The sequence below is a fragment of the Bacteroides sp. 3_1_13 genome (assembly GCF_001185845.1).
GTDB classification, from domain to species: Bacteria; Bacteroidota; Bacteroidia; order Bacteroidales; family Bacteroidaceae; genus Bacteroides; species Bacteroides xylanisolvens.
Genome location: NZ_KQ236955.1, coordinates 2,384,889 through 2,406,434, shown reverse-complemented (window position 1 = coordinate 2,406,434; position 21,546 = coordinate 2,384,889). Strand labels below are relative to the sequence as shown.

Genomic DNA, 21,546 nt, shown 5'->3' with positions numbered 1-21,546 from the left:
AGTTGTACCAGCTCAATAAAGCAGTGTACCAGTTGAGCATATGCAGTTCCGCCCTTTCAGGGCTTATGTTTGGTGTATACCTATCACGTAGGGCAATGCCCTACGCTATATAATAGAAGGCTTTCAGCCTATTAAACTACTTCCGAAACTTGAGTAAACAATCATATCTGTTCGTCAGATCAACGCTTTACCGTTATCAGTTTATTTCCGTTCTCTATCGGATTCCATCCGTCTTCTCCTGCCAAAACTGCATTTATCTCATATCCTTTCAGATTCTTCAATTGTTGGGAGAAAGCAGCGCGCGCTTTCGGATGGGCTCCTTCGCCCCGACTTTCATATTCGGCATAAAAGACAGTTTTCTCGTTTTCCTTCTTGCCCCAGTTGTTCCAGCCAATGGGAAGAATGTGTTTCCCCAGTTCGCAACGGATGAATACAGCTTGTGCATACGGACGCCAGGGACGGGACAGATACACTTTTGTGGCTTCCGGTTCCGCAGTCAGTTTACAATCATAGAATACATAGCCATATTTTTTTCCTTTATCAGTAGAGGGAGCGGTGACATAACCATCCCGCTTACTATGAATGTAGCAACGGTTGAAAACAGCCGTAGACCAACCGAAGATAAAATCAACCGTTCCTTCGATGTAGCAGTCTTCATAATATTGGCGGCTTTGCTTACTGTATGTATAGAGGGTATCCTGGAAACCTAAAAAACGACAGTTCTTAAAATAGACACGGTCGGCAGACACAAAGCAGGCAACTGCCTGTCCTACGGGACCTGATGAGTTCTCGAATGTGATATTCTCCGCATAAAAATCGGGGGCATAGATGTAACAGCTGGACGAACCGGAAGTTCCCATGTTCTCGCCGAATACATTTTTTTTGTTTGCAAAACCGTCATAAGTCAGTATCGCACCGTCTTCTCCAATCAAAGAGATATTAATCTCGGATTCGGGGATGATGAGCTTCTCTTTATAAGTTCCTTTACGAATCAGGATAGTGGTACGGACGTCTTTGCGAAAATCGGGAACAGCATTGATAGCTTCCTGCACGGTAAAGAAATCACCGCTACCGTCTTGGGCCACTACATAATCGAATTGACGGATATATTTCGCCAGTTCCGGAATTTCCTTGCCGATAGCATCCACTGCCAGTCCGGCAATTGTTCGTGCTCCGTATACGTTTAAGTGAGTATTGTCTTCACGACCTTTCGGGAAAGCCGGCACCTGATTGGGTTCGACAAACATGAATAGTTTCTTTGATTCTACTGGTCCCAGTCCCTGCACCAGGTCATGAGTAATCTTGTTCATGTCGATGAAAGTCACTCCCAGTTCTTTTGCCACATTGCGGGGAGCATCCAGATAGGCACCATGCGTATCGAATAAAACGGTTCCCTCTTTCGGTTGTTCCTTTTCCCCCGGTGTACGGCGAACATCTTTTGCGATGGCATCATCCTTCGGCTGTACGAAGTTTCGACGGACGATAGAGTTGAACAGTACCGGTATTCCACCTTTGGCGCGGGTTTCATTCACATACCGACGAAGATTTTCATCAAAAGTACTACCCGGATCGGTGTGACGAGTAGAGTCTGCTTTCTCATCATTATGGCCGAACTGGATAAAGACATAATCTCCTTTTTTCACTTTAGAAATTACTTTTTCCCAGCGTCCTTCGCTGATAAAACTCTTGGAACTTCGACCGTTGGCGGCATGATTGTCTATCCGTATGTCTTCGGAGAAGAATCCGGGAAGTACCATTCCCCAACCACGTTCGGGATTTCCTCCGTCTATTTTCTTGTTAGCCATTGTCGAATCACCTATCATAAAGATAGTGATGACCGGTTTGTCTGCACGAAATGCAGAAAAAAGAATAAGAGCCGTTGCAAGTAGCCCTACCATTTTAACCCTAAGTGTTTTCATATTCTTCATCCCCTCCTACGAGTTTTATTTTTTGTTTTTATCTGCCACCTGCAACGTTTTGCTTGTATCTTACTTGCAATCAACTGATTGCAGCGTTGCAGATACTGTTGCAGATACCGTTGCAGATGTTTATCTGCCACACCTTATATAATCCTGTTTTGCACGCAGACAAATTTAGTTTCCACGTATAGGAACTACAGTTTCCCCGGGAAGAAATGCTAGTTTCCACGTAGAGAAACGACAGTTCCCACATAGGGAAACTGCAGTTTCCTGCCTTGGAACGGGAGTTTCAAGCCAGGAAAGCAAAGAGCCAAGCCCGGAAACAAAAATTTCAAGCGACATAAACAGTCGGAAACCCTACGTATTTTTATTTATAAGGATACCAATTACTGCTTTCCTTAAAGATATTTTGCGGAGTATACTTCATTGCCTCCTTATTTGTCAACTGTTTAGCCCATGCCACACGCCCGGAAGTATCTGCGCCCGCACCCGTATTTCCGAATTCGGCATAACGGGCTGTCTTTTCGTTCTCCGGATTCTTCCAATTGTGCCATCCTTCGGGACGGATATGATTACCAAACTCACAATTGATAAAGACCGTTGCCGCATAAGGACGCCACGGACGACCCAAATATACTTTTTTCACTCCCGGAGCGGCCGTCAACTTACAATTTTTAAATACATAACCGAATTCTTCACTTTGAGGAGTGGAAGCGGCAGTGATATACGAATCACGTTTACTATGCAGTTCGCAATATTCGAATAGAGCGGTGGAAGGACCAAAAATAAAATCGGTAGTTCCCTCGATATAGCAATTCGTGAATAAGAGACGGGCTCCTTCGGTGCCTGTATAAATAGTATCCTGATTTCCCAGGAAACGACAATTGACAAACATCAGTCTGTCACCTTCGGTGTGAAGAGCTACCGCTTGCCCCAGTGGAGCCGCATTATTTTCAATCGTCAGGTCTTTGAAAGTGATGTCATTTCCCTCCACTTTTACCGTATAGGTGCGGAAAGTACCCATCTTATTGATATTGGCATGGTCATCATAAGTGATAATCGTTTTTTCTGCGCTTTCGCCCACTAATTGCACATTCTTTACCCAGGAAGGAATGACCAGTTTTTCTTTGTATATACCGTTCTTGATATAGATCGTCACCGTATAATCCATAAAAGCGCGGACAGCTTCCACGGCTTCCTGAATGTTACGATACTCCCCTGTCCCGTCGCGTGCCACGACTAATGTGTCTTTGCGTTGCTGTTGTTGTGCATAAACAGATGTTGCTCCCACACCCAGTAGAAGCAAACACATCATTCCTTTAAAAATACTCCTTTTCATTGTCGGAAATTACTTTTGTAAACGTTCGTATTCCAAGCTAGCCATAATAAAAGGTCCTACGGCTTTAGGATCGTTATTGCGGATAGTTTCATTAATATAATAGTCATAATCGCCGGAACGATAGACCTTTCCTCCCAATCCTGCCACTGCACAAGCCTTGGTGATGGTTACCAATCCGTTCTTGTCCACTTCGATAAAATTATCCAGGAATCCTTTGTAGCCTTTCAATGCCACATCCAGATAAGACTTATCAATATATCCCAGACGAACAGCCTTAAAGAGCGAATAAATAAACATAGCGGAACAAGAAGATTCAACGTAATTTCCTTTATCACCACTCCGATCCATCACCTGATACCATCCTCCGGTCTTCGGGTCCTGAAGTTTCTTCACCTGCACAGCTACATTATTCAATATATCAAGCAGGGAATCTCTTCCGGCTTCATGCTGCGGAATAAATTCGAGCACATCCACCAATGCCATCGCATACCATCCCATCGCACGTCCCCACGTATGTTTCGACTGTCCGGTCACCGGGTCCGCCCAACGTTGAGTGCGGCTTACATCGCACGCATGACGATAAAGACCATTTTTAGGATCGTACGTATGACGGGCACAAGTGACAAACTGGTTGATTACATCTGCATAGTCCTGCGGAAGATTATTACGGAATGCATACTCCGCGTAGAAAGGAGCTCCCATGTAAATTCCGTCCAACCACATTTGGTGGGGATAAATCTTTTTATGCCAAAAACCACCGTCCTCATTACGCGGTTGTCCTTCAAACTGGCTATAAAGCAGGTCGAGCGCTTTCTTATATTTAGGATTCTTGGTCTGCTCATAGATACGGAAAAGGATTTTTCCGGAGTTGATACGGTCGAGGCTATAATCGGTTAATTTATAAGCGGTAATGCTTCCGTCCTCGTGCACCATTGTATCCGCATACGCGATGGCGTAATCGCGAATTTTCTTGTCGCCATAAGCGTCGTACACATCGAGCATGGCTCCCAGTTCAAGTCCGTGGCAATAATCCCACTTCAGTTTCAGCTGGAAGTCGAGCTGCCAGGATTCGGGGTAACGGATCATTTCCGATTCAGTCAGTCGTACAGACCAGGGAAGCTTGCTGTCTACCTGTTGTGCCGATACGGAAGCGGTCATTGTAACCAATAAAGCCACTATAAAAAAATTATAAAAAGGAGTTCGTCTCATGGTTTGTTATTTTAAGGATTCAACATAGTCTTTTTTCACGGTACGAAAGTAGTGTTTTTCCTCCAAACCCAGTGGGATTTTTTAGTCAAGTAGGTGCATTTTTTGTTTTTCGTGCACGGAAACGACTAATTTTGTGCACGCAAACGTCAAAAATGTCCATTTTTGATGCAATATCTCATAAATTAAGAGTTTCGTTTTGGAAGAAAGCAAAAAAGGTCTTACTTTTGGCACGGTTTACAACTAATACCCTCTGGGGAAACACAGGTAATTTATCATTAAAACAGAGAAAAAATAGAACAGAATGGAAGAAGTATTTAAGTACATTATCGGTCTTGGAGCGGCAGTAATGATGCCAATCATTTTCACGATTTTAGGAGTATGTATCGGTATTAAACTTCCCAAAGCGCTGAAGAGCGGTTTGTTGGTTGGTGTCGGTTTCGTTGGTTTATCAGTAGTGACGGCATTGCTCACCAGCAGTCTGGGTCCGGCATTAAGTAAAATGGTTGAAATCTACGGATTGGAATTGGGAATTTTCGACATGGGTTGGCCTTCTGCTGCGGCGGTAGCTTACAACACTTCAGTCGGTGCTTTCATTATCCCTGTTTGCTTGGGAGTTAACTTATTAATGTTGCTTACCAAAACAACCCGTACCGTCAATATCGACCTTTGGAACTATTGGCACTTCGCATTTATCGGTGCTATCGTCTACTTCGCTTCCGACAATATCTATTGGGGATTCTTCGCTGCTATCATCTGTTACATCATTACGCTGGTAATGGCTGATATGACTGCTCCTGCTTTCCAGAAGTTCTATGATAAAATGGACGGTATCTCTATTCCTCAACCGTTCTGCCAAAGTTTCGTTCCGTTTGCTATTGTAATCAATAAACTATTGGATAAAATTCCGGGATTCGACAAGCTGAATATCGATTCTGAAGGTATGAAAAAGAAATTCGGATTGATGGGTGAACCGCTGTTCTTGGGTATCGTAATTGGTTGTGGTATCGGCGCATTGGGTTGTGCCAGCTGGAAAGAAGTATTGGATAATATTCCGGGCATTTTAGGACTGGGTATCAAGATGGGCGCGGTGATGGAATTGATTCCACGTATCACCAGCCTCTTTATCGAAGGTTTGAAACCGATCTCTGACGCTACCCGCGAACTGATCGCTAAGAAATATAAGAATAACACCGGATTGAGCATCGGTATGAGCCCTGCACTGGTTATCGGTCACCCGACTACCCTGGTGGTATCTCTGCTGTTGATCCCTGTCACTATCTTCCTGGCTGTTATCCTTCCGGGCAACCGTTTCTTACCTCTGGCTTCTCTGGCAGGTATGTTCTACCTGTTCCCGATGATTCTGCCTATTACAAAAGGTAACGTAGTGAAATCATTTATTATCGGCCTGGTGGCATTGATTGTAGGTCTGTATTTCGTAACAGGACTGGCAGGCTTCTTCACACTGGCTGCTAAAGATGTATACGAAGCAACAGGTGACCCGACAGTAAATATCCCCGCCGGTTTTGAAGGCGGCGCGCTTGACTTTGCTTCCAGTCTCTTCTGCTGGGGTATCTTCCACCTGACTTACAGTCTGAAGATTATCGGCCCTGCCATCCTCGTGGCACTGGCACTCGGAATGGCTATCTACAACCGTATCCGCATGACTAGAAACGACACAAAGAACGCATTGAACAGTAATAAGGAATAAGTCGAAAAGCCTTTAACTGATAATAATAAGTGGTATATAATATATAACTCAATAAAAAACTCGAAAGATGAAAAAATTAGCAATTGCAATGATGTTGGGTATTGCAGCAATGTCTGCCTCCGCCCAGGTGAATTACAAGATGCAAGTGGCTTGCAGTCCGCAAGACGTGAAAACGTATGATACTAACCGCTTGCGCAGTAGCTTCCTGATGGAAAAAGTAATGGTTCCGAACGAAATCAACGTTACTTATTCTATGTACGACCGTCTGATCTTCGGTGGCGCAGTACCTGCAACAAAAGAATTGGTACTTGAAACAATCGACCCGCTGAAATCTAAATTCTTCCTCGAACGCCGCGAACTGGGTGTCATCAACATTGGTGGCGAAGGTATCGTAACCGTAGACGGTAAAGAATATACGCTGAAATTCAAAGATGCCCTGTACGTAGGTAGAGGCAAGCAGAAAGTGACTTTCAAGAGCAAAGATTCCAGCAATCCTGCCAAATTCTACATCAACTCGGCTACTGCCCACAAGGAATACAAAACTCAATTGATTACTATCGACGGACGTAAAGGTTCTCTGAAAGCAAACTCATTCGCTGCCGGAAAGCTGGAAGAAAGCAACGACCGCGTTATCAACCAGTTGATTGTTAACAACGTACTTGAGGAAGGTCCTTGCCAATTGCAAATGGGATTGACAGAACTGAAACCGGGTAGCGTATGGAACACCATGCCGGCACACACTCACTCTCGTCGTGTAGAAGCATACTTCTACTTCAATGTACCGGCAGGAAATGCTATCTGCCACTTCATGGGCGAACCTCAAGAAGAACGCATCGTATGGATGCAGAACGAGCAGGCTATCATGTCACCGGAATGGTCTATCCACGCTGCTGCCGGAACAAGCAACTACATGTTTATCTGGGGTATGGCAGGTGAAAACCTCGACTACGGAGACATGGACAAGATCAAATATACAGAAATGCGCTAACCGTTGCGTATTCCTGTATGACATATAATTTTTCAGACGCAGATAACGCGGATAGCACGGATCAAAAATAAGAATCCGCATTATCCGCGTCATCTGCGTCTAAAAGATTAGACTCATTTGCTCTTGATTCACAAACTCGTTTATCTTCTTTCTGTATTACCCCCAACGTTGCAAATGATAATGCTATGAGACATTTTTATATCCTTTGAAACAAATAGCATATATAATGCAACGAATAATACATGATTTTGACCAATTTTTACAAATAAAATTCAGTCGAAATACCGACCTTTGTCAACGAAACAAAATCTATTTAAATCCATTATCATGAATGCATTTCAAAAAACAGGCGAAAAGATGACAAACTACAGATGGACCATCTGTGCTATGCTATTTTTTGCTACTACAGTTAACTATCTCGACCGTCAGGTTCTCTCATTGACGTGGGATGAATTTATCAAACCGGAATTCCACTGGGACGAATCTCACTACGGTACTATTACTTCTGTTTTCTCCATTGTATACGCTATATGTATGCTGTTTGCCGGTCGTTTTGTCGACTGGATGGGAACTAAAAAAGGATTTTTATGGGCTATCGGTGTCTGGTCGGCAGGTGCTTGTCTTCATGCCGTTTGTGGTATTGTTACAGAAGCACAAGTTGGGCTTCATAGCGCAGCAGAACTGGCAGGTGCCACAGGAGATGTGGTAGTGACTATTGCTACGGTCAGTATGTACTGCTTCCTCGCCGCCCGCTGTATCCTCGCTTTAGGAGAAGCCGGTAACTTCCCTGCTGCTATTAAAGTAACTGCAGAGTACTTCCCTAAAAAAGACCGTGCTTATGCTACTTCTATCTTTAATGCCGGTGCATCTATCGGAGCATTGATCGCTCCTCTTACCATTCCTATCCTGGCAAAAATGTTCGGTTGGGAAATGGCATTTATCGTAATTGGTGGACTTGGCTTTATCTGGATGGGATTCTGGGTGTTTATGTATGATGCCCCGTCGAAAAGCAAACATGTCAATCAGGCAGAGCTTGACTACATCGAGCAAGATAATCGCGAAGCAGGCAGTGCTCCAATGACAGATGAAAAAGATGAAAAGAGAATGAAGTTCTGGCAATGTTTCAGCTACAAACAAACATGGGCCTTTGTCTTCGGTAAGTTCATGACTGACGGCGTATGGTGGTTCTTCCTTTTCTGGACTCCGTCTTATCTGAATACACAATTCGGTATTAAAACCTCCGACCCACTAGGTATGGCGTTGATCTTTACGCTTTATGCAGTGACTATGTTATCTATCTATGGTGGTAAACTACCTACTATCTTCATCAACAGAACAGGTATGAATCCGTATGCAGCCCGTATGAAAGCGATGCTAATCTTCGCCTTCTTCCCGCTGGTTGTACTGTTAGCACAACCGTTAGGTACTGTTTCTCCATGGTTCCCGGTTATCTTAATCGGTATTGGTGGAGCTGCTCATCAATCTTGGTCGGCCAATATATTCTCTACCGTAGGCGATATGTTCCCAAGAACAGCTATTGCAAGTATCACCGGTATAGGTGGTATGGCAGGAGGTGTAGGCTCTATGATTCTTCAGAAAGTGGCAGGTAACTTGTTCGTATATGCTTCCGGAACAACGATGATCGACGGCAAAGAGGTGGAAATGACAAAAGAATTACTCGAACAAGGAGCACAATTCGTACACCCAGCCATGACATTCATGGGATTCGAAGGTAAACCAGCCGGATATTTCGTTATCTTCTGCGTATGTGCAGTAGCTTATCTGTTGGGTTGGGTTATCATGAAGGCATTAGTTCCGAAATACAAACCTATCGTATTGGAGTAAATCTATTCGAACAGATAGAATCGTTAAAAACAAAAGAGTAACTCGTCGCCGAGTTACTCTTTTGTTTTAACCAATTATTCAAAAAAATGAAAAATGAAAAAATAAAAAAGCCTCTTCTCACGAAGAAGGCTTTTTAGGTTTACTTATCCTGCATCATCCTCCTGCAAAATTTTTAACCGAAACACTAGAAACAGTGTTTTTGCATTCCTATAATGAAGTATAGTAAACGTTAAGATGAAAAAAAGGGAAGTCTCACGACTTCCACAATTCTTCTAACCTTAAATCTAAATCTCTATGAAAAAAACGTGTTGCAAATATAGGCGTTTGTTCAACATAGAGGTGTTAATGAATTGCATAAAGAGAGAATAAAAACTAACATCTGCAAAAATGATGCAATTTTCAGGAGCCTTCTATTAATTTTAATAAACTTTTGTAGAGTGGATTGCGTTCGAGGAGCTCGGGAACTCCTGTAATGAACATCTGTTTTCTTGCACGGGTCAAGGCAACATTCAGTTTCCGGTCGATCAAAACGCCCTCTTCTTCCGTCAGATTGGATAGAAATTTTAGTTGATAAGGGTAGTTGACACAGAAGGAATAGATTATTACATCACGCTCGCTTCCCTGGAACCGTTCTACTGTGTCAACCAGGATTCGGTTCAGAACTGGAATACCTAATGATTCTATTTCTTTTTTTATCAATGCTATCTGACTCCGGTAAGGGGTAATGATTCCTAAAGTACGGGATTCGTCAAAATCTGTCTGATGATCTTCATAAATGCGAACAGCTAAGTCGGCAACAATACGTGCTTCCGAATAGTTGATCTTTGCAGATGCTCCGGCCTTCTCCGGCACAGAGGGATAAAAAGCCAAACGACAGATAGTATCGGATGATTCTATTTGGTGAGGCAGGCCGACAGGGATCAGACGCCCTCCATAAAAGGCACGATTAGCAAACAAAGCAACTTCCGGATGCATTCGCCCTTGACGGCACAGCATATCGTAGGAGCGATGAACTGTTGCAGTACAGTTCCGGTAGAGGCGTTCAAACAAGGAATCTTTCAAATTGGTCAACCCGATAGACAGTAAAGATTCATCATAAATGGCCGATTGCTCCGTATTTTGCTGCACGACAGCAGGCAGTTGCTTATGATCTCCGATCAAGACAAACTTATCTATTGCATCTTTTCCGTCTTCTCCACGTGCACAGAGGATGCCTAACAACTGCGGTTCCAATATTTGGGTAGCCTCATCAATAATGGCTACATCAAAATGCTTCAAACGAAACAGTTCCGGTTTGCCGGAAATAGCCGCTACCGTTCCCACAATAATCCGACAATTCCGGATACGTTCATACACTTCCGAACGACGGTTACAAGAGGATAATTCATTTTCAATCAGATGCCCGCGGTAGGCTTCATCACATGACAATTCGCTTCCCACACGTATAAAATCAACAGCCGGAGCAATGGAAGCCAGCGACTTGCATATCTCATCGACAGCCCGGTTGGTGTATGAAAGCAAAAGAATCTGCGCATCTTTATCTGCATGAAAAGTCTCTACCATTTTCTTCAGGGCACATGAAGTTTTGCCTGTTCCCGGAGGTCCGATAAGAAGGAAATAATCCTGTGCGGCTTTTGCTTTCAGGGCAATTCGCGTAAAATCGTCTTCCGAACGGGAAATCATGGAATCCAATGATTCATCAAAACGAGGAGGACGCTGTGACAGCAACAAGTCACGACGTTCCTTCCTTGCAGAAAGATAAATATATAACCCCTGATACATCGAGCGGAATGTTGTATCCATAGTATCATGTTCTATCGCATAAAGGCTTTCGGCAGGAAGTACGGATGGATTCTGCTGGGTAGCACGTAAGCGGATACTTATTTCGTTTTCTGTCAGGTACTCGATATTGCCCTTGAAAACCATTTTATTGGTAACGTTATCTGTATCGCGGTTACGTTCATAAAGGATAATGGCGTCGCCTTGACGGAAATTAGGAAGAGAAGTCTCTGTTTCAAGAGCTTCACTTCTGACAGTCTTACTTGCAGAGGCTTCATTTCCGGTAATATCATTTCCAATAGCTTTATCTCCGGTAATGTCATTTACGGCAGACTCATTCAACAAAGTTTTCCCAGCCTTTTCCTTTTTAAAGAAAGAAAAAGTAAGTCCGGCTTTATGTTCATCGGCAGCATGATTCTCCTTTATTCTCAAATCATAGATGATTTCTCCGGCCTCGCATTTCTCCGCTAATGTAGAAAGCCATAAAGAAGCTGCCCCAGTACGTCCTTCATAATCCACATCACCGGATTTTGAGGTATAAAGTTCCTTTGTAATGAAGTTGTACACCGCATAGAAGTAATTCTTTTCCAGTGGAGAAAGAGCTTTCAGTTTCGATTGAAAGTTATCAATAGAGGGACGCAGATATGTTTCCCAAAAACGTCCTTTCAATCCTCTTTCATTCAAGGTGGAGGCATTGATTTCTTCCAGTTTTTGTGCCGTATATTCCAGACTGTTGCGTAGTTGGACGCCATATTCATCGGCCACAATACGGTTACGCAAGTCAATCACCCGACGTACCATCGCCCACGAAGGACGGGAGGGATAAAGGAGCGGATAACGGGTATAAAGCAAATAGGCTTTCACTTTCCGGTGATCCATTCCCATTGAATATTGCAAGACTGCTTGATAAAGTAACATCTGTACTTTATTATTCTCCTTCGGCTCTACCTTGCCTCGGATAGCGTATTCATCCGCCTTGCCGGATTTCATTTCTATGAAAGAAGACATGTCCCGCTGCATATAGTCGAGACGTCCCTGAAGTCCGAGTGCTTCACAGATATAAGACGGTTCGAGCACGGCATCCGTCTTGTCCAGTTCATAACCGGCTGCATGAAAGGTATCATTGACCGTTTCACGAATATGATCGAAGTGCAGTTTGCAGTCCTCAAAGAATTGGCGTTCTTTCTCTTTGTCGCGCAAATCGGAACAGGCAGCCAGCTCAATAGGATAACGCCGGAAGGCTTTCTGCATACAGGTACGATAATCTATGTCTTCACTCTTCGCATGAATCCATTCGTCCAGGAAAAGATTGGCTATATTTCCCAGTAACAGAGGCCGGGCATTTTCGATCGGTTGAAGACGGGAAAGAAAATAATTGGCCGGATGATGCCCGTAATCACGGAAACACTCTGCCAAAGAACTGATGTCAAGTAAATAATCCGGTTCGAGTACAATGAAAGAAGGAGTCAGGATTCCCGCCTCATCCACTGCAACATCCAATAAATTGACCTGGGCATGACGCCAAAGCAGTTTGCACGTTTCTGCAAACTCTTCATTGATTTGAGGGATATTATAACGAACTAAATATGGTTTCTCCGAGACTTCGTCCAAGGGAGTCACATACAAATATTGCTCGTCGGCATACTGGAAGCAGACACGCATTCGCTGCACTCGTTCGCGGGCAGGAGGCGCAACCAGGTAGGTAGCATCCGCACGCGGAAGTAGCCGGTATAGTTCCAAGGGAATATCCTCTTCCAGGAGTTTACGAATAAAAAAAGCTAATGTTTTCGCATCGCGCAAGAGTTGTTCCCGGTTGGGCTCCTGCTGGCGGTTCAAGATAGCATTCGAAGTGAGCCGGAAAGTATGCAGCCGGTTCTGCTCTGCAACAGAAAGACCGACCTTAGCCGCCACGAAACTGATTCGTGCGGAAAGGTCGGTCATCTGTAAGCTTTCGTTTTGCATTTGCGCGCGACAAATACGCTCCAGCAAGTCGCGCATTTGCTTATATCCTACGGCAAGATAAGCATCTTCCGTCCGGCAAACTGCTAAAAGGATTTCATAAGATTCTATCGCTTCACTCTTCGGACAGGGCAACTTCATCTCCAGCTTCATCTTCAACTTCCTCTTCTGTTTTCTTCTTGTCCTTTATCATCAAAATACTCATCTCGTACAACAGATAAAGCGGAATAGCAACAACACTCAAGGTGAACGGGTCTCCCGTCGGAGTAATAATAGCAGCAGCTATCACTATGACGACAACCGCATGACGGCGGTATTTCCGCAGGAAGGACTTGTTGACCACTCCCATTAAAGAAAGCAACCATGTAACCAATGGAAGTTCAAAAGCCAATCCCATGCAGAGAATCAGCATCATAAAATTGTCGATATAAGAATTGAGCGACAGGATATTCTCCACTTCCGAACTCAACTGATAAGTAGAAAGGAAACGGAGAGTCAACGGATAAACCATAAAGTAGCCCAACAGTACACCGATGAAGAACATCAGTGTTCCGATAGTCAATGCTTTACGCACGCCCTTTCTCTCATTCGGATAAAGGGCGGGATTGATGAAACGCCATATTTCAAAAAAGATATAAGGCATAGCCGTCACCACCGACATCCAAAATGCTGTCGACATGTGAATAAAGAAAGGAGCAGCCAAGTTGATATTGACCAGCTTCACATAAAATTGTTGCGTGAAGAAGTCATCGGTCAAATCAAATGTTTTACCGATATGCCGTAATAAATCGTAGAATATGAAATCATTGTGGCAAGGCGCAAGTATCACATGGTCGAAGAGGTAGGGCATAGCAATAAAATAGCCTATTGCCAATACAAACCAAACTCCAACTACCCGAAAAAGTACCTTACGCAGTTCGTCCAAATGATCCCAAAAGGTCATTTCTGCCATCCGTATGTTGTGCTCTTTTAGTTCTTAGAAGGATCTACAGGTTTGTCCAACTCGTCTTTAGCCTTGTTTATTTCATCTTTCGCTTCGTTCACACCGTCTTTGAAGCTCTTTACGCCTTTGCCTAATCCGCGCATCAGTTCAGGAATTTTCTTTCCACCAAAAAGAAGAAGGATAACCAAAGCGATAATAATCCATTCGGAACCACTGGGCAAAAAGCCTAACAATAATAAGTTTGTCATAAGTTTATTTGATATAAGAGGTTTTTAATAGTTGATGCAAAGATAATTATTTTAATGAAGAATGAAGAATGAAGAATGAAAAATTCGCGATGTGAGTGATTCATCATAATCGCGTAGCCATTCTTCATTCATCATTCTTCATTAAAATTAGTCCTGATAATATACCCGTTTCACCCGTGTCGATATACTTGTCAACACTTCATAAGGGATCGTTTCCAGCTTATCGGACAACACCGTAATCGGCAGATCATCACCGAAAATGATAGCCTGATCGCCTTCCCGACAATCAATATCCGTCACATCAATCATGCAAACGTCCATACAGATATTCCCCACATAAGGAGCTTTCTTTCCGTTCACCAGGCAATAGGCGTTGCCGCGTCCCAAGTGGCGGTTCAGTCCATCCGCATAACCGATAGGAATAGCTGCAATGCGTGAAGGACGTACCAAATGCCCCATCCGGCTATATCCTACCGTATCTTCTTGAGGAACATCCCGGATCTGAAGGATGGTGGTCTTGAGCGTACTTACATTATGTATTATCGAATTGTCTATCGGGCTGACTCCATAAAGTCCGATTCCCAAGCGCACCATATCGTACTGTGCTTCGGGGAAACGCTCGATTCCTGCCGTATTACAGATATGACGGAGAATCTTATGAGAGAAGGCGGCCTGCAATTCTTGCGAACCTTTCTCAAACAATTCAATCTGTCCGCGGGTGAAAGCGTCGAACTGTGACGAATCACTTCCTACAAAATGAGAAAATACCGAACGGGGAATCACCGCGCTCTGATTCTTCAGTCGACGGATAAGCAATGGAATATCCTCTACCGCAAAGCCCAAACGGTGCATACCTGTATCAAGTTTCACATGAATGGGGAAGTTGGTGATTCCTTCTTTCTCCGCAGCTTTGATAAGTGCGTCGAGCAGATGGAAATTATAGACTTCCGGTTCCAGTTTATAATCAAACATGGTTTTAAATGCGGTAAGTTCCGGGTCCATAATGATAATAGAGGCGGTAATGCCTGCCTTGCGGAGTTCGGAACCTTCATCAGCAACGGCTACGGCCAGATAATCGACATGGTGTTCCTGTAAACTCTTGGCAATTTCATACGAACCGGCTCCGTAAGCTGATGCTTTCACCATACAGATCATCTTTGTTTCCGGATGGCGAAGCATAGAACGGTAATGGTTCAAGTTGGCTACCATGGCTCCGAGATTTACTTCAAGAATGGTTTCATGTACCTTCAATTCGAGGGCTTCGGATACCAGATCAAAGTTGAACACGCGGGAACCTTTCACCAGAATCACTTCCGAATGAAGCGATTTAAGTATATTGGATGCAAGGAGTGCTTCTGTATTAGGGAAGAAGTAGCGTTCGAGATCATCATCAAAACGAGCGGAACAAGAAGAGATCTCCTGCCCTACTCCAATCAGTTTATTAATCCCTTTGCTCTGTACCAATTGTGCCACACGCCGATAAAGCGTAGCGGTACTTTGTCCGGTTTCCAGTATATCCGACAGGATAAGCGTCCGTTTCAAGCCTTTCTTTTCCGAACGGCGTACAAGGAAATCGAGAGCAATATCCAATGATGCCAGGTCCGAATTGTAGCTATCATTAATCAGTACACAGTTATTCTTCCCTTCTTTCACCTCCAGACGCATGGCAATCGGTTCGAGACGGGCCATCCGCTCGGTTATCTGGTCGGCAGGTGTCATCAGGTAAAGACAAGCTGCCAGACAATTCAGTGCATTTTCAATGGAAGCGTCATCGATGAAAGGAATACAGAAAGTATTATCCATCTCCAGATAACGATAGGATATAACGGTATGATCTTCTTTCTTGGTCACACGGCTGATATACAACGGGCGTTCAATGTCGGTACGGCTCCAGGCAATCTCACGTGCCGTCAGCATTGATTTTGCGACACAATTGCTGATTAACTCGTTATCACCGTTGTAAATCACGACATCACAGTCTTTGAAAAGCGTCAGCTTTTCCATGCATTTCTCCTGCAAGGAGAAGAAGTTTTCCTGATGGGCACCACCGATATTGGTCAGAATACCAATGGTAGGCTTAATCATTCGTTTCAAAGCTCCCATCTCCCCCATCTCGGAAATGCCGGCTTCGAAAATACCCAGCTCGGCTTCTTCAGAAAGTTGCCACACAGAAAGTGGGACTCCGATCTGCGAATTATAACTGCGTGGAGAACGAACGATGCAACGATCCGGGCTAAGCAACTGGTGCAACCACTCCTTCACAATGGTTTTTCCATTACTGCCAGTGATACCGATCACAGGGATTTTAAATTTATCACGATGTGTTTCGGCAAGCTTCTGCAAAGCTTTCAGAGGATTGGGAACGATGAGGAAGTTGAGAGTTGAGAGTTGAGAATTGAGAGTGGGCTGCGCACCATCATGCTGCATAGAACTCTCAACTCTCAACTCTCCATTCTCAACTTCTTTAAAGTCTTCTTCCGTAATTACAAAATTACGTACGCCCCGGTCATATAAATCGGGGATATAACGGGCTCCGCTATTTCGTTTGGTAGTTAAAGCAAAAAAAAGAGTTTCTTCCGGAAAACTCAAAGAGCGGCTGTCTGTTAGCAGCCAATCAATAGTCGCTTTATGTTTGCCCACACGGCGGGCACCGATACTTTTGGCTATGGATTCAATCGCATATGACATAGTTCTGTTTCTTTTTGAAAATCTAAGTACGGGTATTTTCCGATAAGTCGTTCTATTTTTAACACTATTTGTCCTAAAAAGCGTTGATATGCCTCTGACTCGGGATGAAAGGGTTTGTGCGCCAAGTCCCGGCGAATGTCTTGCACAGCTATGATAACCTGCTTTGTTTCAGGAGAAAAGAAGGTTTCGGAGAAGCGTTCCCACAGGTAACGAATCGCCAAAGGAGACGGATGCAACATGTCGTCGGCATAGAAGCGATAATCACGTAATTCGTCCAATATGATTTCATAAGAGGGGAAATAGAACACTCGCTCCGGGAACAGTTGTTGCAATCGGTCGATGGCGAGCAGCAGAGTCGATTTGCTTAACTGGTTGGCATGCATCCCGTCGCGTATATGACGGATCGGGCTGACTGTAAACAGCCATTTCAGATCCGGATTCAGGGCTGACATTTCGGTGATGAGTGCTGTATAATCTTCTACAATTTCTTCAACAGACAGAAGCCTACGATTAAATTTATTCTCAGGCAGTTTATGACAGTTAGACACTACCTTTCCCGTTTCTTTCTGCTCATAAACATAAGCAGTTCCAAAAGTCAACATCAGCCAGTCAAGTTTTTGCATAGCCTGATGAACTTGTAACAGCCGAATATTGATATTCTGCAATGTACTTTCCAAGGTAGGTCCAGAAAAAAGACCATGATGCATAGGACTATGCCAAAGGTCATTATGGAAAAACAAGTCACCCTTCTTATATACTTTTCTTTTTAAGATTTCAATCAGAACAGCAGAAAGAGAAGAAGGGTTGTAAAGAATACCAAAAGGATTCAAATCTAATTGAAATTTGGCATCTTTCAAAAAATTCCCTACATTTTGGACAAAGCAAGATCCCATCATGAGTATTTGTCCGGCATGAGTAATAGGCGGTAAACCAACAGGTAACTCTATTTGTGTACGGAAATCCATATTATTTTCTCTTTAAAAATTTCAAACTATTCTCCAAGCACTACCCAATACCCATATCGTTTGCTTCCTACGCGTTTTAATAAGCCCAACTCCTGTAAACGTGCCAAGTTATATTTTATACCATCGACTGTTATACCTTCAATATGACTATTTAAATCCGCCCGTGTGGCCTCCGGATGTTCTCTTAGATAACTTAAAATCATATTTTGGGCTTCTGTTAATTTCTGGGTAGTGTATTGGGTAGTAGATTGGGTAGTAGATTGGGTAGTAGATTGGGTAGTAGATTGAGCCGGTCTTCGTTCATTATCGGCACTATCTTCCATATTTGTATTCTCCTGATAATTCTTTTTAATAAACTGTACTTGAAAAGACAAACCAACCTCCTTCCAACATAAATCAATTTCAGGATAAGATTTCATTTCTTCAGCCACCATTTTCAATCCATTACCCCATTGGTCAATGATGCCAAGTCTTTTAAACACAGGAGCTATTACTTTATTTCTTGCATCTGATTGGCGGCTCTCCATTGCCGAATAATCAATAGAGGGTGGTAAAAGACCAGGACTTGTGATCTCAACCATATCATCATATATGGCAACTTTGACATCTTTTCCTGTCAGAGAATAATCTCTATGTACAATCGCATTACGGATAATCTCCCTTATTGCCTTCACTGGATACTCCCAACGTGAAACCGTATATACTCCCTCTATATTTGCTGCTTTATTAATATGCCGAAGTACAAAGTTATAAGTTTCTTCCGCCTGTAACCCAATGTGGACAATAATACTTTTTTGATCTAAAAACTCTTCCGTTCCTGTCCCTTTGAAACGGGCACATTCAACTTTGGCATTCGGAAACATAGAATTACGCAAATTATCATCCGAAAATAGAAGTAAAGCTTTTGTAGGATATTCTTTATCCTGTTCAGTCTTAACCAATTCCAGTTTACGAAGCACTTGAATATTTAAATCTTCACCTGTTTTCTCTTTGTAGAGTAATTTAAACCCACTTATATCCAATTCATCTGCGGACTTATCCATGACAACCTCACTATCAAAAGAAATATTTCTCCGTCTCCGCTCTAACTCTGCAATAATTGTTTCATCAGCTAGTTTATTGGTTGAACCAACCCTAATATAAGTTCCTTTCAGCTTCCCTTTATCTTTAAGATAGTAAGGGGGCATACTTCCACGATAAATACACACTTTAATAAGGTGTTTGTCCTCTATAGTTAAAAAAGAGACTTCAGGTAATATAATCGGATAACATCTATCATATATTAAATTACTAATTTGCTCTTCAATACGAGGTAATTCTTCTTCGGACAACCCTATTATCTGTCGCGGGTTATCATTGATACCTATATAAATTTCACCTCCCGCATCATTGGCAAAAGCCACTACAGTTTTTGCTAAATCAGAATTTGTAGGAAGCTCACCTTTAAATTCTAAACGCCGACCTTCAGACTGGTTTATAAGTTCATTAATAGACATCTATTGAATATATTGTTTTTTAAACTTTTTCTCGAAGCAAAAGTACAATAAAGATATGACAAATAATTGGAGAAGCAAAAGAACTTTCTTATCTTTGTCTTTATCTGATAATCAAACCAACAAACTGCAAAATATAATTATCCATAATATGAATAACATACAAGTTAGCCTAAAAGCAGATAACCAAAACGGAATACTATCCATACAAGGAGTTGATTTATTTAGTATCATAGATACCGACTGGAACTGGAACAATATTTCATTCATACAAATCAGCTATCAATGAATATTTCTAATCAATTATTGGATGAAATAGCCAATGAATGCCAACCATTATTTAAAGGAATAAAACAAGAAGACATACATGTAAAATGATTAGTTCATTGATAAAAAGTAACCATTTAGATTAACTGGATAGTTAACCTACTCTCATTTATTCATTTATTATTGGTACTACAGACTGATTAGACAGTAGGAAACAAAATAAGTTTTTCGCCGAAAAGGAGGTCGAATATACTTTCTTTTCGTATTTTTGCACTAAATTTCCTAGAATCATGAATAGTGAACCAACATATAACTTGTTAAACTCCATCAATTACCCCGAAGACCTACGTAAACTAACCGTAGAGCAACTGCCGGAAGTATGCGGTGAACTAAGGCAAGACATTATTAAAGAACTCTGCTGCAACCCCGGACACTTCGCCGCCAGCCTGGGAACCGTGGAACTAACCGTAGCTCTGCACTACGTCTACAATACACCATACGACCGTATTGTATGGGACGTGGGACATCAGGCATACGGCCACAAAATTCTTACAGGACGCCGTGAAGCATTTTCTACAAACAGGAAACTCGGAGGAATCCGCCCTTTCCCATCTCCGGAAGAAAGCGAATATGATACTTTCACGTGCGGACACGCTTCCAATTCGATTTCTGCCGCTCTCGGTATGGCTGTCGCAGCCGCCCGGAAAGGAGACGCCAAACGCCATGTAGTAGCCATTATCGGCGACGGATCAATGAGTGGCGGACTGGCTTTTGAAGGACTGAACAACGCATCTGCCACGTCGAACAACCTGCTCATTATCCTGAATGACAATGATATGGCAATCGACCGCAGCGTAGGAGGCATGAAGCAGTATCTTTTCAACTTAACGACTTCTAACCGCTATAATCAGCTACGTTTCAAGCTCTCGCGCATGCTGTTCAAGCTTGGCATTTTAAACGAAGAACGCCGCAAAGCACTCATCCGTTTCGGAAATAGCCTGAAATCAATGGCGGCACAGCAACAGAATATTTTTGAAGGGATGAATATCCGTTACTTCGGTCCGATAGACGGACACGACGTAAAGAACCTAGCAAGAGTATTACGTGATATCAAAGATATGCAAGGACCTAAAATCCTGCACCTGCACACTATCAAAGGAAAAGGATTCGGTCCGGCAGAGAAACACGCTACCGAATGGCATGCTCCCGGCAAATTCGATCCCGTCACCGGCGAACGTTTCATTGCCAACACCGAAGGAATGCCCCCGCTTTTCCAGGACGTATTCGGAAATACACTGGTGGAACTTGCCGAAGCCAACCCGAAGATTGTCGGTGTCACTCCCGCCATGCCCAGCGGCTGTTCGATGAATATACTAATGGAGAAAATGCCGAAACGCGCTTTCGATGTCGGTATTGCCGAAGGACATGCGGTTACCTTCTCCGGAGGAATGGCTAAAGACGGACTGCAACCGTTCTGCAATATCTATTCTTCTTTTATGCAACGGGCGCATGATAATATCATTCACGACGTAGCGATTCAGAATCTTCCTGTTGTTTTGTGTCTCGACCGAGCCGGACTGGTTGGCGAAGACGGTCCCACTCATCACGGAGCTTTTGATATGGCATGTTTACGCCCGATCCCTAATCTGACTATCAGTTCCCCGATGGACGAACATGAATTACGTCGCCTGATGTATACGGCACAATTGCCGGACAAGGGACCGTTCGTGATCCGCTACCCCCGTGGACGCGGCGTACTGGTGGACTGGAAATGTCCGTTGGAAGAGATCCCAGTAGGAAAAGGACGGAAACTGAAAGAGGGTAGCGACCTTGCAGTGATTACTATCGGACCGATAGGAAACGTAGCCACCCGTGCCATCACCCGGGCAGAAGCAGATTTAGGTCTGTCCATCGCCCATTACGATTTACGATTCCTGAAACCGCTGGATGAAGAGTTGTTGCATGAGGCAGGACGTAAATTCCAACGTATCCTGACTATCGAAGACGGAATTATCAAAGGCGGTATGGGTAGCGCTGTCCTCGAATTTATGGCAGACAACGAATACAAACCGACCGTAAAGCGTATCGGTATCCCTAATATATTTGTAGAACATGGGGCAGTTGCCGAACTGTACCAACTGTGCGGCATGGATGAAGAAGGAATTCTGACTAAAATAAAAGAATTTATCAATTGAC

General features: G+C 43.3%; 14 protein-coding genes. 5 read left to right on the top strand and 9 right to left on the bottom strand.

Annotation, left to right across the window (positions count from 1 at the left end; genetic code table 11):
* Positions 1-179: 179 nt before the first annotated feature.
* The 3 genes from HMPREF9009_RS08630 to HMPREF9009_RS08620 form a co-directional block, all read right to left on the bottom strand.
* Positions 180-1,928, bottom strand: a complete 1,749-nt coding sequence (locus HMPREF9009_RS08630) for a pectinesterase family protein (protein WP_049701915.1) — start codon at positions 1,926-1,928, stop codon at positions 180-182.
* Positions 1,929-2,286: 358 nt separating this feature from the next.
* Complete coding sequence (locus tag HMPREF9009_RS08625) at positions 2,287-3,258, bottom strand: pectinesterase family protein (protein ID WP_004309409.1); 972 nt, start codon at positions 3,256-3,258, stop codon at positions 2,287-2,289.
* A 9-nt stretch (positions 3,259-3,267) separates the two neighbouring features.
* Positions 3,268-4,467, bottom strand: coding sequence for a glycoside hydrolase family 88/105 protein (locus tag HMPREF9009_RS08620; protein WP_049701914.1), 1,200 nt, complete (start codon positions 4,465-4,467; stop codon positions 3,268-3,270).
* Between the two features lie 301 nt (positions 4,468-4,768).
* Between HMPREF9009_RS08620 and HMPREF9009_RS08615 the strand changes: the two genes are divergently transcribed.
* The 3 genes from HMPREF9009_RS08615 (at position 4,769) to HMPREF9009_RS08605 (ending at position 9,008) form a co-directional block, all read left to right on the top strand.
* On the top strand, positions 4,769-6,175 hold the full coding sequence (locus HMPREF9009_RS08615) for a PTS galactitol transporter subunit IIC (protein WP_049701913.1): 1,407 nt from the start codon (positions 4,769-4,771) through the stop codon (positions 6,173-6,175).
* Positions 6,176-6,242: 67 nt separating this feature from the next.
* A complete protein-coding gene (gene kduI, locus HMPREF9009_RS08610; RefSeq protein ID WP_004315058.1) occupies positions 6,243-7,163 on the top strand; it encodes a 5-dehydro-4-deoxy-D-glucuronate isomerase in 921 nt (306 codons plus the stop codon).
* 327 nt (positions 7,164-7,490) lie between these two features.
* Complete coding sequence (locus HMPREF9009_RS08605; protein ID WP_004301500.1) at positions 7,491-9,008, top strand: MFS transporter; 1,518 nt, start codon at positions 7,491-7,493, stop codon at positions 9,006-9,008.
* A 399-nt stretch (positions 9,009-9,407) separates the two neighbouring features.
* Here the strand turns inward: HMPREF9009_RS08605 and HMPREF9009_RS08600 are convergent, their stop codons facing one another.
* From HMPREF9009_RS08600 to HMPREF9009_RS08575, 6 genes are all read right to left on the bottom strand, one after another.
* A complete protein-coding gene (locus HMPREF9009_RS08600) occupies positions 9,408-12,899 on the bottom strand; it encodes an AAA domain-containing protein (RefSeq protein ID WP_049701912.1) in 3,492 nt (1,163 codons plus the stop codon).
* A complete protein-coding gene (gene tatC, locus HMPREF9009_RS08595; protein ID WP_004301498.1) occupies positions 12,862-13,698 on the bottom strand; it encodes a twin-arginine translocase subunit TatC in 837 nt (278 codons plus the stop codon). The genes HMPREF9009_RS08600 and tatC overlap by 38 nt, the downstream gene beginning before the upstream one ends.
* 17 nt (positions 13,699-13,715) lie before the next feature.
* Positions 13,716-13,937, bottom strand: a complete 222-nt coding sequence (gene tatA, locus HMPREF9009_RS08590; protein ID WP_004301497.1) for a twin-arginine translocase TatA/TatE family subunit — start codon at positions 13,935-13,937, stop codon at positions 13,716-13,718.
* A 147-nt stretch (positions 13,938-14,084) separates the two neighbouring features.
* The gene (locus HMPREF9009_RS08585) at positions 14,085-16,625 is read right to left on the bottom strand and encodes a bifunctional UDP-N-acetylmuramoyl-tripeptide:D-alanyl-D-alanine ligase/alanine racemase (RefSeq protein WP_049701911.1); all 2,541 of its coding nucleotides are present in this window, start codon (positions 16,623-16,625) and stop codon (positions 14,085-14,087) included.
* The gene (locus HMPREF9009_RS08580; protein WP_049701910.1) at positions 16,601-17,590 is read right to left on the bottom strand and encodes a GSCFA domain-containing protein; all 990 of its coding nucleotides are present in this window, start codon (positions 17,588-17,590) and stop codon (positions 16,601-16,603) included. The genes HMPREF9009_RS08585 and HMPREF9009_RS08580 overlap by 25 nt, the downstream gene beginning before the upstream one ends.
* 26 nt (positions 17,591-17,616) lie before the next feature.
* Positions 17,617-19,086 carry an RNA-binding domain-containing protein gene (locus tag HMPREF9009_RS08575; protein ID WP_049701909.1) on the bottom strand — a complete coding sequence of 490 codons (1,470 nt, stop codon included), beginning with the start codon at positions 19,084-19,086 and terminating at the stop codon, positions 17,617-17,619.
* Between the two features lie 148 nt (positions 19,087-19,234).
* On the opposite strand from HMPREF9009_RS08575, the gene HMPREF9009_RS25710 reads away from it, so the two are divergent.
* On the top strand, positions 19,235-19,372 hold the full coding sequence (locus HMPREF9009_RS25710) for a hypothetical protein (protein WP_153882607.1): 138 nt from the start codon (positions 19,235-19,237) through the stop codon (positions 19,370-19,372).
* 268 nt (positions 19,373-19,640) lie between these two features.
* Complete coding sequence (gene dxs, locus HMPREF9009_RS08565; protein ID WP_049701907.1) at positions 19,641-21,545, top strand: 1-deoxy-D-xylulose-5-phosphate synthase; 1,905 nt, start codon at positions 19,641-19,643, stop codon at positions 21,543-21,545.
* Position 21,546 lies beyond the last annotated feature (1 nt).

Bases quoted from the DNA above. Each gene is read 5' to 3' on its own strand.
- HMPREF9009_RS08630 (WP_049701915.1), bottom strand. From the start codon at position 1,928: ATGAAGAATATGAAAACACTTAGGGTTAAAATGGTAGGGCTACTTGCA.
- HMPREF9009_RS08625 (WP_004309409.1), bottom strand. From the start codon at position 3,258: ATGAAAAGGAGTATTTTTAAAGGAATGATGTGTTTGCTTCTACTGGGT.
- HMPREF9009_RS08620 (WP_049701914.1), bottom strand. From the start codon at position 4,467: ATGAGACGAACTCCTTTTTATAATTTTTTTATAGTGGCTTTATTGGTT.
- HMPREF9009_RS08615 (WP_049701913.1), top strand. From the start codon at position 4,769: ATGGAAGAAGTATTTAAGTACATTATCGGTCTTGGAGCGGCAGTAATG.
- kduI (WP_004315058.1), top strand. From the start codon at position 6,243: ATGAAAAAATTAGCAATTGCAATGATGTTGGGTATTGCAGCAATGTCT.
- HMPREF9009_RS08605 (WP_004301500.1), top strand. From the start codon at position 7,491: ATGAATGCATTTCAAAAAACAGGCGAAAAGATGACAAACTACAGATGG.
- HMPREF9009_RS08600 (WP_049701912.1), bottom strand. From the start codon at position 12,899: ATGAAGCTGGAGATGAAGTTGCCCTGTCCGAAGAGTGAAGCGATAGAA.
- tatC (WP_004301498.1), bottom strand. From the start codon at position 13,698: ATGGCAGAAATGACCTTTTGGGATCATTTGGACGAACTGCGTAAGGTA.
- tatA (WP_004301497.1), bottom strand. From the start codon at position 13,937: ATGACAAACTTATTATTGTTAGGCTTTTTGCCCAGTGGTTCCGAATGG.
- HMPREF9009_RS08585 (WP_049701911.1), bottom strand. From the start codon at position 16,625: ATGTCATATGCGATTGAATCCATAGCCAAAAGTATCGGTGCCCGCCGT.
- HMPREF9009_RS08580 (WP_049701910.1), bottom strand. From the start codon at position 17,590: ATGGATTTCCGTACACAAATAGAGTTACCTGTTGGTTTACCGCCTATT.
- HMPREF9009_RS08575 (WP_049701909.1), bottom strand. From the start codon at position 19,086: ATGTCTATTAATGAACTTATAAACCAGTCTGAAGGTCGGCGTTTAGAA.
- HMPREF9009_RS25710 (WP_153882607.1), top strand. From the start codon at position 19,235: ATGAATAACATACAAGTTAGCCTAAAAGCAGATAACCAAAACGGAATA.
- dxs (WP_049701907.1), top strand. From the start codon at position 19,641: ATGAATAGTGAACCAACATATAACTTGTTAAACTCCATCAATTACCCC.